Origin of the sequence: Martinezella tropici, from assembly GCF_003287875.1 — a bacterium.
GTDB lineage: Bacteria > Pseudomonadota > Alphaproteobacteria > Rhizobiales > Rhizobiaceae > Rhizobium > Rhizobium tropici_C.
On record NZ_QMKK01000054.1, the window covers coordinates 552,925 to 567,185 of the forward strand.

Consider the following 14,261-nt stretch of genomic DNA (forward strand, 5'->3'; position numbering starts at 1 on the left):
TCATGACTCAAAAACACGTCACCTTCGGTATCATGCTGCAAGGCCCGGGCGGCCACATGAATGCCTGGAAGCATCCGAGCGTACCGGCCGACGCCAGCACCAATCTCAACTTCTTCGTCAAGACGGCCCGAAAGGCGGAGGAGGCGGGGATTGCCTTCGCCTTCGTTGCCGACGGACTCTATATCAACGAACAATCGATCCCGCATTTCCTCAACCGCTTCGAGCCGCTGACCATCCTGTCCGCGCTCGCCGCCTTTACGACGAAGCTTGGCTTGGTCGGCACGGTTTCGACCTCCTATAGCGATCCCTTCACCATCGCCCGACAGTTCGCCTCGCTGGATCTCATCAGCGGCGGCCGTGCCGGCTGGAATGCCGTGACGTCGCCGCTCGAAGGCTCCGGCCGCAACTATAGCCGCGAACATCCCGAGCACGAGTTGCGCTACGAGATCGCTGATGAATATCTCGATGCGATCAAGGGCCTGTGGGACTCCTGGGACGACGATGCCTTCGTTCGTGATCGCGAGAGCGGCGTCTACGCCGACAAGTCCAAGCTGCATCGCCTGAACCACAAGGGCCGGTTCTTCCGCATCGAAGGCCCCCTCAATATCGGCCGCTCAAAGCAGGGGCAGCCGGTGGTGTTCCAGGCCGGTGCATCGGATTCCGGTATCCGGCTCGCCGGCAAGCATGCCGATGCCGTCTTCACCAATGGTGGGCCGCTCGACGATGCCAAGATCTTCTACAAACAGGTGAAGCAGAGCGCGATCGCGCATGGCCGCAGTGCCGCCGATGTCGGCATCTTCCCAGGCATCGGACCGATCGTCGGCGCGACGCAAGAGGAGGCGGACGCCAAATACCAGGCGATCCGCAATCTCGTCACCATCGAGGAGGCACTCGCCTATCTCGGCCGCTTCTTCGATCATCACGATTTCAGCGCCTATCCGCTGGACGAGCCGTTCCCCGATCTCGGCGACATCGGCCGCAACAACTTCCGTGCCACGACCGATCGCATCAAGAAGACCGCGCGCGAGAAGGGGCTCACCTTGCGCGAGGTGGCGCTCGATGCCGCCACGCCGCGGACCTCCTTCATCGGCACCGCCGAGCACATTGCCAATGAGATCATCCGCTGGATGGACAAAGAAGGTGCGGACGGCTTTATCCTCGGCTTCCCGGTGATCGGCGAAGGCTTCGATGATTTCTCGAAACATGTCCTGCCGATCCTGACGGAGCGCGGCTATTTTGATCCCGCGCTCAAAGGCGAGACGCTGCGCGACCACCTTGGCCTGCCATTCCGCGAGAGCCGCTATGCGGCAGGGCAGGATGGCATCGAACCCGCAAAGGCCATGGGCGCCTGAGCCTGGACGATCGCCATGAACGCCATCATCAAGCCCGCTTCAGTCACCGATCAAATCGAGACGAGGATCGCCGCCTATCTCGATGAGATTGTCGCGCTGAGACATGATCTGCACCAATATCCCGAGCTCGCCTTCCAGGAGCACCGAACCGCCAAGAAGGTTGCATCGCTCTTGTCGGACTGGGGCTACGACGTTGCCACGGGTATCGCCGGTACCGGTGTCGTCGCGACCCTCAAGCGCGGCGATGGCAAGCGTAGCATCGGTATCCGTGCCGATATGGACGCGCTGCCCATCGAGGAGGCGACCGGGCTCGACTATGCCAGCAGCAATCCAGCGGTCATGCATGCCTGCGGCCACGATGGGCATACTTCGATCCTGTTGGCAGCCGCCCGCTATCTCGCCGAAAGCGGCAATTTCAGCGGCACGCTGCGGCTGATATTCCAGCCGGCCGAGGAAATCGGCGCAGGTGCGCGCAAAATGCTGTCGGAAGGACTTTTCGATCGGTTTCCGGTCGATGCGATCTTCGGGCTGCACAATTGGCCCGGCGTCCCGACGGGACAGTTCGGCTTCGTTGCCGGCCCGGCAATGGCTTCCGTCGATCAGGCTGTGATCAGGATCGTCGGAAAGGGCGGTCATGGCGCCGAGCCGCATCGCGCCGTCGATCCCGTGCTGGCTTCGGCCTCCTTCATCACGGCGCTGCAAAGCGTGGTCTCCCGCAATATCGATCCGCAGGATATGGCGGTTGCGACCGTGGGCTCCATTCACGCGGGCTCGGCTTCGAACGTCATTCCCGAAAGCGTCGAGATGAAGCTGACCATGCGCGCCTTCAGCGAGCAGGTGCGCACAAGGCTGCAGGAGCGGATTCCCGCGCTCGCGCGTGCGCAGGCGGAAAGCTTCGGCGCGGTTGCCGAGGTCAATTACCGCCTCGGTTTCCCGGCACTGATCAATCATGCCGATGAAACCGCCTTTGCCCGCAATGTTGCTTTGCAGACGCTTGGGACCGCCGCCGTGGAAACGGACTTCCGGCCGCGGACGGCAAGCGAGGATTTCGCCTTCATGCTGGAGGCGAAGCCAGGGAGCTATCTCTTTGTCGGCAATGGCGACAGCGCGCCTCTGCACAGCGCCCAATACGATTTCAACGACGCCATCATAGCGCCCGCAGCCCGTTACTGGGTGCGGCTCGCCGAGACTTTCCTCGCGGACAACAGGTGACGACCGACATGAGCGATACGTTTCTCTATACGACCCCGCTCGATCCACGCGCCAAGCCGCTGATCGACGAACTGATCCATGAATATGACAGCCGCTACGGCAACTATTTCAATGCCGAAGGGGCGGCGGCGGAACTCAATCGCTATCCGCCGGAAGCCTTCGCGCCCCCGGATGGCAATTTCCTGCTCCTCTTGCGCGATGGCGAAACGATCGGCGGCGGAGCCTTCAAGCACTATGACGACCAGACCGCCGAATTCAAACGGATCTGGACCCGGCACGATCTGCGGCGGCAGGGATTGGCGCGGAAGTTGCTGGTGGAATTGGAAGCACAGGCCGGGCGACAGGGTTATCGCCGTATCTATTTGACCACAGGCTTCCGTCAGCCCGAGGCGGTCGGCCTTTATCTCACCAATGGCTACACCGCGCTCTTCGACACGTCGGTGGATCCGGAGATCTACAAGAGCCTGCCTTTCGAGAAGGATATCAGCCATCTGGCCTTGTCCTATGTCGCCGAAGCTTCCGGCTCCCCACGGCGACTGGCCGCTGCCGGCCGATAGCGGAAACAGGATCAATCACAATCATAAAGGGGTAAGCATCATGGCGCTGACGACGGATTTTGCAGGTGTCGATCGAGGCACTGGAGCCGCCGAGACGAAGACTGACTATTCGCGTTATCGCATCGTGCCCGCAAGGCACCCCGGACGCGCGGCCGGCACGATCTTTGCCGCGCTCGTCATAGCGGTCGTCCTCTATTCCACTTTCACCAATCCGCGCTGGGGCTGGGGTGTCTTTGCCCAATGGTTCTTTGCGGAGCCGGTGCTGGTAGGCCTTGGCAGGACGCTGCTTCTGACGGCGCTTGCGGCGGTATCAGGCTCCATCCTCGGAACGGCCTTGGCGCTGGCGCGCGTATCGAAGTCGCCGCTGCTTGCAAGCCTCTCCTGGGGCTATATCTGGCTGCTGCGTTCGATCCCGATGATCGTGCTGCTGCTGGTTCTCAACAATCTCGGCTATCTCTATGAAACTATTAGCGTCGGTGTTCCGTTCAGCGACAAGGTGCTGTTTAATTATCCGACCACGCAGCTGCTGACGCCGTTTGCCGCGGCCTTTCTCGGCCTGACGCTGAACCAATCCGCTTTCCTTGCTGAAATCGTGCGTGGCGGCATTCTGTCGGTCGATCAAGGTCAGTTGGAAGCGGCTGCATCCCTCGGCTTGCCTCGCCGCCGCCAGGCGTTCCGCATCGTCCTGCCGCAGGCGATGCGCTCCATCCTGCCGACGGGCTTCAACGAGATCATCGGCCTCGCCAAGAGCACGTCCATGGTCTATGTGCTCGCTCTGCCGGAACTGTTCTACACGGTACAGGTCATCTATCGCCGCAATCTGGAAGTCATTCCGCTGCTGATGGTGGCAACCGTCTGGTATCTCGTCATCATGACGGTGCTGTCGATCGCGCAGCACTATATCGAGCGTTATTTCTCCAAGGGTGCGGTACGCAATCCGACGCCCTTGCCGTTCCAGGCATTCTTCAAACGCTTCGAGCGGCCGCTGCCTGCCGCCGCGGCAGGCACCAGATCGGACACCGAGGCACTCGCCGCTTTTCGGAGCGCGACGGATCTTCGTGCCAAGGGTGGTGCCGTACGCATCCATGGCATTTCGAAGAGCTTCGGCACGCTGAAGGTCCTGGAAGATGTCGAGCTCAACCTGCCGGCCGGCAGCGTCACAGCCATTATCGGCCCGTCGGGCTCGGGAAAATCGACGCTGCTGCGTGCGATCAATCATCTCGAGCGCGTCGACAGCGGCTTTATCTCAGTGGACGGCGAGCTTGTCGGCTACACGCAGAAGGGCGAGGTGCTCTATGAGCTCAAGGAGAAGGATATTCTGAAGCGCCGGACCGACATCGGTATGGTCTTTCAAAACTTTAACTTGTTCCCGCATCTTACTGTTTTGGAAAACATTATCGAGGCGCCGGTTCAGGTGCGTGGGGTGAGCCGCGACGAAGCAACCGTCTTTGCGCAGGAGCTTCTCGCCCGCGTCGGGCTCAGCGACAAGATCGATGCCTATCCCCGCCAGCTCTCCGGCGGCCAGCAGCAGCGCGTCGCTATCGCCCGTGCCTTGGCGCTGCGGCCGAAGGTGCTGCTGTTCGACGAGCCGACTTCGGCACTTGATCCGGAACTCGTCGGCGAGGTCCTCGATGTGATCAAGGAGCTGGCGCGTACCGGCACGACCCTTGTGATCGTCACCCATGAGATCGGCTTCGCCCGCGAGGTGGCGGATACCGTCGTCTTCATGGAAGGCGGGCATATCCTCGAAACGGGTTCGCCAAGCCAGATCTTCAACGATGCGAGACATCCGCGCACCCGCGCCTTCCTCGCCAAGGTTCTCTAGCAGCAAGCAGGTATTGGACACTCTGACGCAAGAGGCGCCCGAGTAACCACAACAATATAAACAACCTATAATTGAAAAGGAGTAGGGAAATGACATTCATTGAGAGAGTGAAATATGTCGCTGCCGGCGTCCTGACGGCGGTAGCGATGAGCTGCACGGCAGCGGGTGCGGCCGAGAAGTTCAACCTCAGCCCGGACACGTCCAATCGCGTCCGCGCCGAGAAGGACGAGGCGGCGATCAAGGCGATTGCGCCGGGCTTCAAGTTCGTCAATCCCGGCAAGTTCACGGTCGCGATCAACCCGTGGGATCCGCCGATCGCCACCTACGCGACCGATGCCAAGACGGTCGTCGGCACCGATCCCGATATCGCACAACTGCTTGCCGACTCCCTCGGCCTGCAGCTCGAGCTGGTGCCGGTCGCCTGGGAGGACTGGCCGCTCGGCGTCTCCTCCGGGAAATATGATGCCGTCATCTCCAACGTGACGGTCACGGAAGAGCGCAAGCTGAAGTTCGATTTCTCGACCTATCGCAGGGACGTGCTCGGCTTCTATGTGAAGGCCGACAGCAAGATCACCTCGATCAAGGAGCCCAAGGATGTCGCAGGTCTCAAGGTGATCACCGGCGCCGGCACCAATCAGGAGAAGATCATTCTCGAATGGGACCGGCAGAATGTGGCAGCCGGCCTGAAGCCTATCGAGGTGCAATATTACGATGACCGCGCCGCCGCCGATCTTGCCTTGCAGTCCGGTCGTGCCGATGTCGAGTTCAATCCGAATGCGACGCAGGCCTATAAGGCCGCCATCAACGGGACGAGGAAGCTTGTCGGCACCGTCTCCGGCGGCTGGCCGCTAACGGCCGAAATCGCCGTGACGACGAAAAAGGGCGCCGGCCTTGCTGATGCCATCACCCTCGCACTCAACGATCTGATCAAGGACGGCAAGTATGGCGAAGTGCTGAAGCGCTGGAGCCTCACTGCCGAAGCGATCGATCAATCCAAGACCAACCCTGCGGGCCTGCCGAAGAGCGGTTCGTAACGTTGGTCGGGCGGACCGGCGTCAGTGGGGCTCACGCCGGTTTGCTCCCATCCATCTCAAATGGAGATACAGGTTCCGTGACTATCCGCACTATTTTCAGAACTGCGTTTGCTGCCGCAGTGGCACTTGCCTTCACCGGTCTCGCGCCGGCAATGGCAGCCGAAGATTTCGATCTGAGCCCGGAACAGCCCGGACGCCTTCACGCGGCGAAAAATGAAGCGGCGATTGCCGCTATCCCAAAGGATTTCAAGTTCGTCACACCAGGCACATTTACCGTGGCGGTCGCACCAGGCGGCCCGCCGCTCGCGACCTATGCGACGGATGCCAAGACGGTCGTTGGCGCCGATCCCGATTATGCCTATGCCGTTGCCGATGCGCTCGGCCTCAAACTTGAGCTCGTGCCAGTCGCCTGGATCGACTGGCCGCTGGGGCTGACATCGGGCAAATACGATGCCGTGATCTCCAATGTCGGCGTCACCGAGCAGCGCAAGGAGAAGTTCGATTTCTCCACCTATCGACAGGGCCTGCACGGTTTCTTCGTCAAGAACGACAGCAAGATCGGCTCGATCAAGGAGCCGAAGGACGCAGCCGGCCTGCGCATCATTGTCGGCGCCGGCACCAATCAGGAGCGCATCCTGCTGAAATGGAGCGATGAGGATGTCAAAGCCGGCCTGAAGCCGATCGAGCTGCAATATTACGATGACGAGGCCGCGAGCCTTCTGGCCCTCCGCTCGGGCCGTGCCGATGTCATCGTGCAGCCGCACGCCCAGCTGGTCTACATCGCGGCTCGCGACAAGAACATCAAGCGCGTGGGTACGCTAAGCGCCGGTTGGCCGGATCACTCGGACGTCGCGATCACCACGCGCAAGGGCAACGGTCTCGCGGCAGCGCTCACCATCGCAACGAATGGGCTGATCAAAGATGGCACCTACTCCAAGATCCTTGACCATTGGCATCTTGCCGAAGAAGCCTTGCCGAAGTCGGAAACCAATCCGCCGGGCCTGCCGAAATTTTGAGGAGACAGCCGCATGAGCCGCCAAGCCCCATCGATCAGCCATATCGGCTTTCTGACGCCGGGAAATTATCCGGATGAGGATCCGCTCGCCGGCCTGGAGCAGACCCTGCAATTGCTCGAATACGGAGAGCAGAGGGGTTTCAACAGCGCCTGGGTTCGCCAGCGCCATCTGGAGCCCGGCATCTCCTCGGCCAGCGCCTTCCTCGCTGCCGCGACGCAGCGCACGCGCCACATCGAGCTTGGCACCGCCGTCATTCCCATCGGCTACGAAAGCCCGTATCGCCTTGCCGAGGATCTGGCGACCGTGGATGTGCTGTCACGTGGACGATTGAATATCGGCTTGAGCGCCGGGCGGCCGCTGCATGCGGATCTGATCGGGCCGCTTGCCTTCGACGGCGATTGGGAGAGCCACGATTTCTCCCATCAGAGGGTGCTGCGCTTTGCCGACAATCTGAGGGGCACTTATCTCGGCAATCAGGATACGGTCATCAAGACGCCGTTCGGCCCGCAGCGTCCGCGCCTCCAGCCCTATGCGAAGGGGCTGATCAATCGCATCTGGTATGGCGGCGGCTCGTTGCGGTCCGCCGCATGGGCCGGCCGCAACGGCTTCAATCTCCTTATCGGCAACGTCACGACGGGCGAACAGACCGACGATTTCTTCGTTGCGCAATCGCGTCAGCTGGAAACCTATCGCGCGTCCGGAGGCGATACGCGGCGGGTGGCGCTCGGCCGGGTCATCGTGCCTTTCGACAGCGCCGACGCGATCACCCGCAAACGCTATACGGACTATGCCGCCGGCCGCTACGAGCGCACGCTTTCGCCGCAGGGCGAGCGGCGAACCCTCTTCGCCCGCGATGTCGTCGGCTCATCGGATGAGATACTGGAGCGCCTGCGCAAGGACCCGATCCTTACCCATGTGAGCGAATTCCGACTGGAGCTGCCCTATGAGTTCCACGATGAGGAATACCGGCAGATCATCCATGATTTCGTGACGCTGATCGCTCCGGAGCTTGGCTGGAAGGAGACCACGCTTCTGCGGCGGACCGCATCCTGAGGGTAGCATAACGGCAAGACCGGGCCCGCGGGATAAAGGCCGCCCGGTCTGCATGGCGGCGCGCTATCCGCGATGCGCTAGGGAATTTGCCGGCCCATAGGCGATGTCGTGGTTTCGCTGCCTTCGAGGATTCGCTTCGCAAGCCGCAGCGCTTCCTCTTGCGACGCGACGAGCTCCATTCTGGTGCCGAACGCCTTTGTGGCAAGAGCCATCTGCACTTGGATGGCGACGCGCTTGATGGGATTGGCCTCGATCCCGATCACCGCCCTGCAAATGGCCGCAAGCGCCGTCTTATTCTTCTTCAGCCATATGCCGCGAACTTTGCGGTCCTCGTGATCTTCGGCTGCCTGGTCGCCATCCATGATGACGACGAAGGGCATGGAGATGGCGAGCATGGCGTCCATCTCCCGCTCCCATTGTGCGGCATAGCCCGACCGTACGGACCCTGCCGATTGGCGGACGATCGGCCATAGGGAGACATCGTGAAAGGTGAACGTGGAGACGTCGATAGTCATGCTATTGTCCTCAAGCGATTTTGTCGGTCATTGCTGCGAACAGCATTGCGGCCCCGCGTTCCGACGCGTCGATGGCGCGGATTGCCCGTTCGCGCATGTCGGCCTCGTAATCCAGCAAGGCGGTGCAGATCGTCTTTGTTTCCTTGCCGGCCTTCGCGAGGATTTGTGAAAGCATGCGTGCGTCTTCGAGGGCCGTATTGGCGCCGAGGCCGCCGGCAGGGCTCATCGCGTGGATGGCATCGCCCAGGAGCGTGATGGCACCGAACGGCCGAAGGGCGTCGGGACGCCCGCTTCTGACCGGAAGCGCTGCCACCGCTTCGGCCTTGCTCCGGCCGATGATTTGCCTCAGTTCCGGATGCCAGCCGCGCATGGCTGTCCGGAGCAATACGGGCAGGTCCCGCGTGTGGTCATATGTCTCCAGGCCCAGCCTTTTACGTGGCCCGATCAACGCCCAATAGAGATAGTCTGTCACCGGCGTCAGCTTGCAATCGGGTGCGCAATCGGCGGCAAGACTTTGAAAATCGTCGCCAAATCGCATGAGATCCAAGATCGCCGTGCAGCCATCGGCAAAGATCACAGTCGTCCCGTCCTCAAGCAGGCCGCCGCCGGTCAATGGGAGCTCGCTTTTTCCGTAGACGCATATCGAGCCGGTATCCGCCGGCTCGGCATAGGGCGCCAGCTGGCGGCGTACCCGCGAGCTCACGCCATCGGCACCGATGAGCAGATTGCAGGAGACCGGGGAGGCACCTTCGAACTGCACCTCCACGCGCCCATCCTCCAAGCAGCGATACTGCGTGAATGCGTGCCCGAAATGAACATGGTCCTCGATTCCCGATAGCAGAATTTCGCGAAGAGTGAGGCGATTGACGCTCAGATCTCCGTCGTCTTCGTCCTCGCCGGTATCCCAGCTTGCCGGTACGCGCCGTGCGATCGGCAGAAGTTGCGGTGTCAGGAAGCGTCCCGCTTTCGGGCTGATGGAGGTCGTGGCTCGAAAAAGCGCGAACAGCTCGAGTGGCAAGCAAGCTTCCAGCGCCCGCTGCCCGCTCGGATCGATACGGATGCGATAACCTTGTAAGCGGCTATCGGCTGCAGGATCGCGCTCATAGACATCAAAACGGATGTTGGCGCGCTTCAATCCCTGGGCGAGGCACAGGCCTCCAAGGCCTGCGCCGATGATGACGACATGAAAGTCCTGCATGGGCCTTCTATTCCATTCACTATTCGACTTCGATTTTGTCAGGGAAGAATAGCGTGCCACGACCGGGACGTGGTAACGACATTCGGACTATAAATGTTGCGAAACGGCCAAACGGAACATGGGCATCGAAGATATTGGCGAGCGTCTCGACGGGCCACCGCTCATCGCCTTCTGGGGATCGGATGAACCGGGTAGCGCCTTCCGCCTCGGCACTCAGGAGTATGATTGGCACGCGCATGGCCGCGGGCAACTCTTCTGCATCGAGAGCGGCCTGGTACGCGTCGATACGCCTGGGGGCTCATGGCTGCTGCCGCCGCAGCGTGCAGGCTGGATTCCGCCAGGTGTGATGCACAAGGCAGGGATCAACGGCGTGCCGAGCGGCTGGGGTATCCTGCTGACACCGGACGCCAGCGCCGGATTGCCGACGACCCCCTGCGTTCTCAGCGTCAGCGATGTGTTGCGAGCACTGGTGCGGCGCGCGACCACATGGCGCTGGGAGGAAAGACTTACTCCACAACAGCGTCGCCTCGCCGCTGTTCTCTTGGATGAGGTACGAGCAGCCCCGCGCGAAAGCCTGCATCTGCCGATGCCGACAGATCGCCGCGTGCTCCGCATCGCGGATGCCGTGCTGCAGAATCCGGCCAGCGAGGAAACTTTTCATGCGTTGGCGCAGCAGGCAGGCATATCCGAGCGATCGGCCAGGCGTCTTTTCAACGCCGAAACGGGCATGTCCTTTGCCAATTGGCGGCAACAGGCGCGTTTGCTGCTTGCGCTTGAATATCTGAGTACGGGCAAGCCGATCGCTGAAGTGGCGGATAGCCTGGGATATGCCAGTGCCAGCAGCTTTATCGCCATGTTCAGGAAGGCATTCGGCCTATCGCCGCGCCGCTATCTCTCTGTTCGGAAGACCTGAGGCGAAATGTTGCGGAGGGTTGCGATCGCAGCAGTAGGGCGCCGACTTGTCGATCGGCGCCCATAGCTAGCCTAGGCGGCGACCCGACGAGGCCGGAGGGCGAGCAGGCGCAGGGCATTCATGGTCACCAGCACGGTTGCGCCGGTATCGGCGAGGATCGCCGGCCAAAGTCCGGTGATGCCGACGATGGTGGTGACCAGGAAGATACCCTTCAGGCCGAGCGCGATGGTGATGTTCTGGCCGATATTGCTCATCGTCCGTTTGGAAAGATCGATCATCTCGATGACATCGCCGACGCGGCCATGCAGCACGGCGGCATCCGCCGTCTCCAGCGCAACGTCCGTTCCTCCGCCCATGGCAATCCCGACATCGGCGGCTGCGAGCGCTGGCGCGTCGTTGATGCCGTCACCGACCTTGGCAACGCGAAAACCTTGCCGCTGCAGATCGCCGACGATCCGCTGCTTGTCTTCGGGCAGCAATTGCGCGCGAACCTCGATGCCGAGCGTCTTGCCGATCGCCTCAGCCGTGCGCTGGTTGTCGCCCGTCAGCATGATCGTCTTGATACCCGCATCGGCAAGCGCTTTGAGACCGGCGGCGGTATCGGTGCGCGGCTCGTCGCGCATGGCGAGCAAGCCGGCTGCCGCACCCTTGGCAACGATGACGGAAACCGTCTTTCCTTCATCGTTGAGTGCGGCGATCCGGGCAGACTGCTCCGAGGTTAACGATACGTGGTCGGCGGCTGCCCGCGGCGATCCGAGGAACACCTCCAAACCATCGACCGTGCCGCTGACGCCCTTGCCGCCGATCGCTTTAGCATCCATGACCGGCGGAATATCCGTTCCGGTTTCAGCCGCGTGGCCCAGGATGGCGCGGGCGAGTGGGTGGCTGGAGCCGGTTTCGAGCGCGGCTGCCAGCCGCAGTACGTCCGTATCGCTCATGCCGAGGCCGACGATATCGGTGACCTTGGGTTTGCCTTCGGTCAGCGTGCCGGTCTTGTCGAAGGCAATAGCGGTGACCTTGCCGATGTTCTCAAGCACGGCGCCACCTTTCAGCAACAGGCCACGGCGAGCGCCTGAAGACAGTGACGCTGCGATTGCCGCCGGCGTCGAGATGACGAGGGCGCAGGGGCAACCGATCAGCAGGATCGCCAAGCCCTTATAGACCCACTCGCTCCAGCTGCCGCCCAGGAATAAAGGTGGAATCACCGCGACGAGCGCACCGACAACGGCGACCCCAGGCGTGTAGTAGCGAGAGAAGCGATCGATGAAACGCTCCGTCGGAGCCTTCGATTCCTGCGCCTCCTCGACCAGCTTGACGACGCGGGCGATGGTGTTGTCGGATGCTGCCGCAATTACGCGGACGCGCAGGGCGGCATCGCCGTTGACTGTGCCCGCAAAGACGGTTGCATCCACCCCCTTGCGCACCGGCGTGCTTTCGCCTGTGACCGGCGCCTCGTCGATAGCGCTTTCGTCGGAGAGTATCACGCCGTCGGCCGGTATGCGGTCGCCGGGACGAACCAGGATGATGACGCCGACGGCGAGGCTTTCGGCCTGCACTTCGCGGGTCATGCCATTCTCTTCAAGGAGAGCGGTCGTAGGCACCAGATCCGTCAAGGATTGAATGCTGGCGCGCGCCTTGCCGGCTGCAACGCCTTCCAGCAGCTCGCCGATCAGAAACAGGAAGACCACGGCTGCCGCTTCCTCACTGGCGCCGATGATGACGGCGCCGATGGCCGCGATCGTCATCAGCATTTCGATCGAGAACGGCGTTCCCATCCTTGCGGCCACGAAGGCGCGCCTGGCGATCGGCAACAAGCCCACAAGCATGGCGGCAGTAAAGATCCAGGCGTCGAGTGCGGGAACGAGCTTGCCGATACCCCAGGCAGCGGCCACGGCCACGCCGGTCGCGATGGTCAACCGGCCCTTGGCAGATTTCCACCAGGGTCCCGAGGTTGGGCCGTGGTCATGACCGTGAAGGCCGGCCGTCGGCGCATCCGCCTCCTCCGAGGCGTGGTTATGTCCTGCGTGATCGTGTTGATGGTCAGCTGCACCATGCCCGTGATCGCCGTGGTCATGGTCGTGCCCCGTATGGTCGTGGTCGTGAGCGTTCGGCTTGCGATCATGATGGTCATGGCCGCAGCCGCAGGTGTGAGCATCCGCTGCCACCTTCGGCGCGGGAAGGTTGCCTTGCGGAAGCGGGAAAACCTTGTAGCCCAGGCCTGAGACCCGCTTTGCAATAGTCGGCAGCAGGTCGGGATCACCTTGATGCCTGACGGTCATCGTACCCGCCGTGACGGAGACGGAGACGTCCTCCACGCCCTGCAGGCGGCGAACGGCTGTATCGATTTTTGCAGCGCAGGAGGCGCAGTCCATGCCCTCCACGCGATAGCGGCTCTGTTGTGTTGTCGACGTCATCTTCCGGTTCCGATTTTGCTGTCGGAACCATTGCTACATCCTCTAGCTACTAGAGGAACAAGAGCCATTTTGCATATTCTCGCGGGATCGGAATACTCCGCCGGCTCTCGCCCTCACGGGGCGACGCCGTGGCTCACGCCGCCCGAAAGCCCACTGGCGGCGCGCGCTGCCCCAGGAAATTACAGCTTCAGCAGAACCTTGCCGGCCTTGCCGGGGGCCAATGAGGATTTCACCGCCTGGGCGATTTCCGTAATATCGTAGGAGGCCTCCACCGGCAGCTTGACCTCACCGGACGCGACCCGGGTGATCAGTTCGCTGATGAGCCTCCGGCGCTCGTCGGCCGACATGGCGGCGCTGACCTTGATGCCCCAGAAACCCTTGATCGTCAGCTGCTTGAAGATGACGGCCCTCGAGGCGATCTGCATCGGCTTGCCGGCCGCGGTGCCAAAGGACACCAGCAGGCCGTTTTCACCCAGCAGATCGGCAAGGTCGTTGCTCGCAACGCCGCCGACGGAGTCCACCGCGGCGCGGATCGGCGCATCGCCGATCATGGCGCGCACTTTCGCCTTCCATTCGGATGCGGCGGTCGAAACGGCGTTCCCGATGCCGAATGCCGACAGCTCGTCGATGCCGCCGTCGCGCCGCACAAGATTGATCATGTGAATGCCGCGGCTGCGGGCCAGCATGGCGAGCGTCTTGCCGACCGCGCCATTCGCGGCATTCTGGATGATCCAGTCGCCGCGTTCGACATTAAGGGATTCCAGAAGCGAGATGGCGCTGAACGGCATGGCGATCAGCTGTGCTGCGGCCTCGTCGGTAATGACATCAGGCACGGGGACGAGGCTGGCAGCCGGCGCCGTGAATTGCTCGGCCCAGGTGCCATGCACACCGGCGGCAACGACGCGCCTGCCGATCAACGTCTTGTCGACGCCCGCTCCGACGGCATCGACGAAGCCGACCGCCTCGCTGCCGCCGATCGCCGGCAGTATGGGTTTGTAGCCGTAGGCGCCGCGCACCGTCCAAAGGTCATGATTATGGATCGGCGAAAGAATGGTGCGAATGCGCACGTCTCCCGCGCCGGGCTCCGGCAGCGGCATGTCGGCCAGGTAAAGGACGTCTGCAGGGTCGCCGAAGACATCGTGGATGGCACTGCGCATTTTGTATTCCTTGCG

The 14,261-nt window shown here is 62.1% G+C and carries 12 protein-coding genes; 8 read left to right on the top strand and 4 right to left on the bottom strand.

Features of this window, described 5'->3' with window-relative positions:
- Positions 1-2: 2 nt before the first annotated feature.
- The 7 genes from DQ393_RS27905 to DQ393_RS27935 all read left to right on the top strand — a co-directional run bounded on the left by DQ393_RS27905 (position 3) and on the right by DQ393_RS27935 (position 8,049).
- Positions 3-1,352: an LLM class flavin-dependent oxidoreductase gene (locus DQ393_RS27905; RefSeq protein ID WP_112344914.1), complete on the top strand. Its 1,350-nt coding sequence runs from the start codon at positions 3-5 to the stop codon at positions 1,350-1,352.
- Between the two features lie 15 nt (positions 1,353-1,367).
- Positions 1,368-2,564 carry a M20 aminoacylase family protein gene (locus DQ393_RS27910; RefSeq protein WP_112344915.1) on the top strand — a complete coding sequence of 399 codons (1,197 nt, stop codon included), beginning with the start codon at positions 1,368-1,370 and terminating at the stop codon, positions 2,562-2,564.
- The gene (locus DQ393_RS27915) at positions 2,561-3,121 is read left to right on the top strand and encodes a GNAT family N-acetyltransferase (RefSeq protein WP_112344916.1); all 561 of its coding nucleotides are present in this window, start codon (positions 2,561-2,563) and stop codon (positions 3,119-3,121) included. The genes DQ393_RS27910 and DQ393_RS27915 overlap by 4 nt, the downstream gene beginning before the upstream one ends.
- A 40-nt stretch (positions 3,122-3,161) precedes the next feature.
- On the top strand, positions 3,162-4,946 hold the full coding sequence (locus tag DQ393_RS34155; protein ID WP_112345210.1) for an amino acid ABC transporter permease/ATP-binding protein: 1,785 nt from the start codon (positions 3,162-3,164) through the stop codon (positions 4,944-4,946).
- An 89-nt stretch (positions 4,947-5,035) separates the two neighbouring features.
- Positions 5,036-5,980: an ABC transporter substrate-binding protein gene (locus DQ393_RS27925; protein ID WP_112344917.1), complete on the top strand. Its 945-nt coding sequence runs from the start codon at positions 5,036-5,038 to the stop codon at positions 5,978-5,980.
- 77 nt (positions 5,981-6,057) lie between these two features.
- Positions 6,058-6,996 carry an ABC transporter substrate-binding protein gene (locus DQ393_RS27930; protein ID WP_112344918.1) on the top strand — a complete coding sequence of 313 codons (939 nt, stop codon included), beginning with the start codon at positions 6,058-6,060 and terminating at the stop codon, positions 6,994-6,996.
- Between the two features lie 12 nt (positions 6,997-7,008).
- Positions 7,009-8,049, top strand: coding sequence for an LLM class flavin-dependent oxidoreductase (locus tag DQ393_RS27935; RefSeq protein WP_112344919.1), 1,041 nt, complete (start codon positions 7,009-7,011; stop codon positions 8,047-8,049).
- 77 nt (positions 8,050-8,126) lie between these two features.
- Here DQ393_RS27935 and DQ393_RS27940 read toward each other — a convergent pair whose 3' ends face one another.
- Together DQ393_RS27940 and DQ393_RS27945 are read right to left on the bottom strand one after the other, a co-directional pair.
- The gene (locus DQ393_RS27940) at positions 8,127-8,564 is read right to left on the bottom strand and encodes a hypothetical protein (protein ID WP_112344920.1); all 438 of its coding nucleotides are present in this window, start codon (positions 8,562-8,564) and stop codon (positions 8,127-8,129) included.
- 10 nt (positions 8,565-8,574) lie between these two features.
- Positions 8,575-9,762 carry an FAD-dependent oxidoreductase gene (locus tag DQ393_RS27945; protein ID WP_112344921.1) on the bottom strand — a complete coding sequence of 396 codons (1,188 nt, stop codon included), beginning with the start codon at positions 9,760-9,762 and terminating at the stop codon, positions 8,575-8,577.
- A 118-nt stretch (positions 9,763-9,880) separates the two neighbouring features.
- Between DQ393_RS27945 and DQ393_RS27950 the strand changes: the two genes are divergently transcribed.
- Complete coding sequence (locus tag DQ393_RS27950; RefSeq protein WP_112344922.1) at positions 9,881-10,675, top strand: AraC family transcriptional regulator; 795 nt, start codon at positions 9,881-9,883, stop codon at positions 10,673-10,675.
- Positions 10,676-10,746: 71 nt separating this feature from the next.
- On the opposite strand, the gene DQ393_RS27955 is transcribed toward DQ393_RS27950, so the two are convergent.
- Both DQ393_RS27955 and DQ393_RS27960 read right to left on the bottom strand, forming a co-directional pair.
- A complete protein-coding gene (locus tag DQ393_RS27955; RefSeq protein WP_112344923.1) occupies positions 10,747-13,089 on the bottom strand; it encodes a heavy metal translocating P-type ATPase in 2,343 nt (780 codons plus the stop codon).
- Between the two features lie 179 nt (positions 13,090-13,268).
- Entirely contained in the window at positions 13,269-14,246 is a 978-nt protein-coding gene (locus DQ393_RS27960; RefSeq protein WP_112344924.1) for a zinc-binding dehydrogenase, read from the bottom strand.
- Positions 14,247-14,261: the final 15 nt, after the last annotated feature.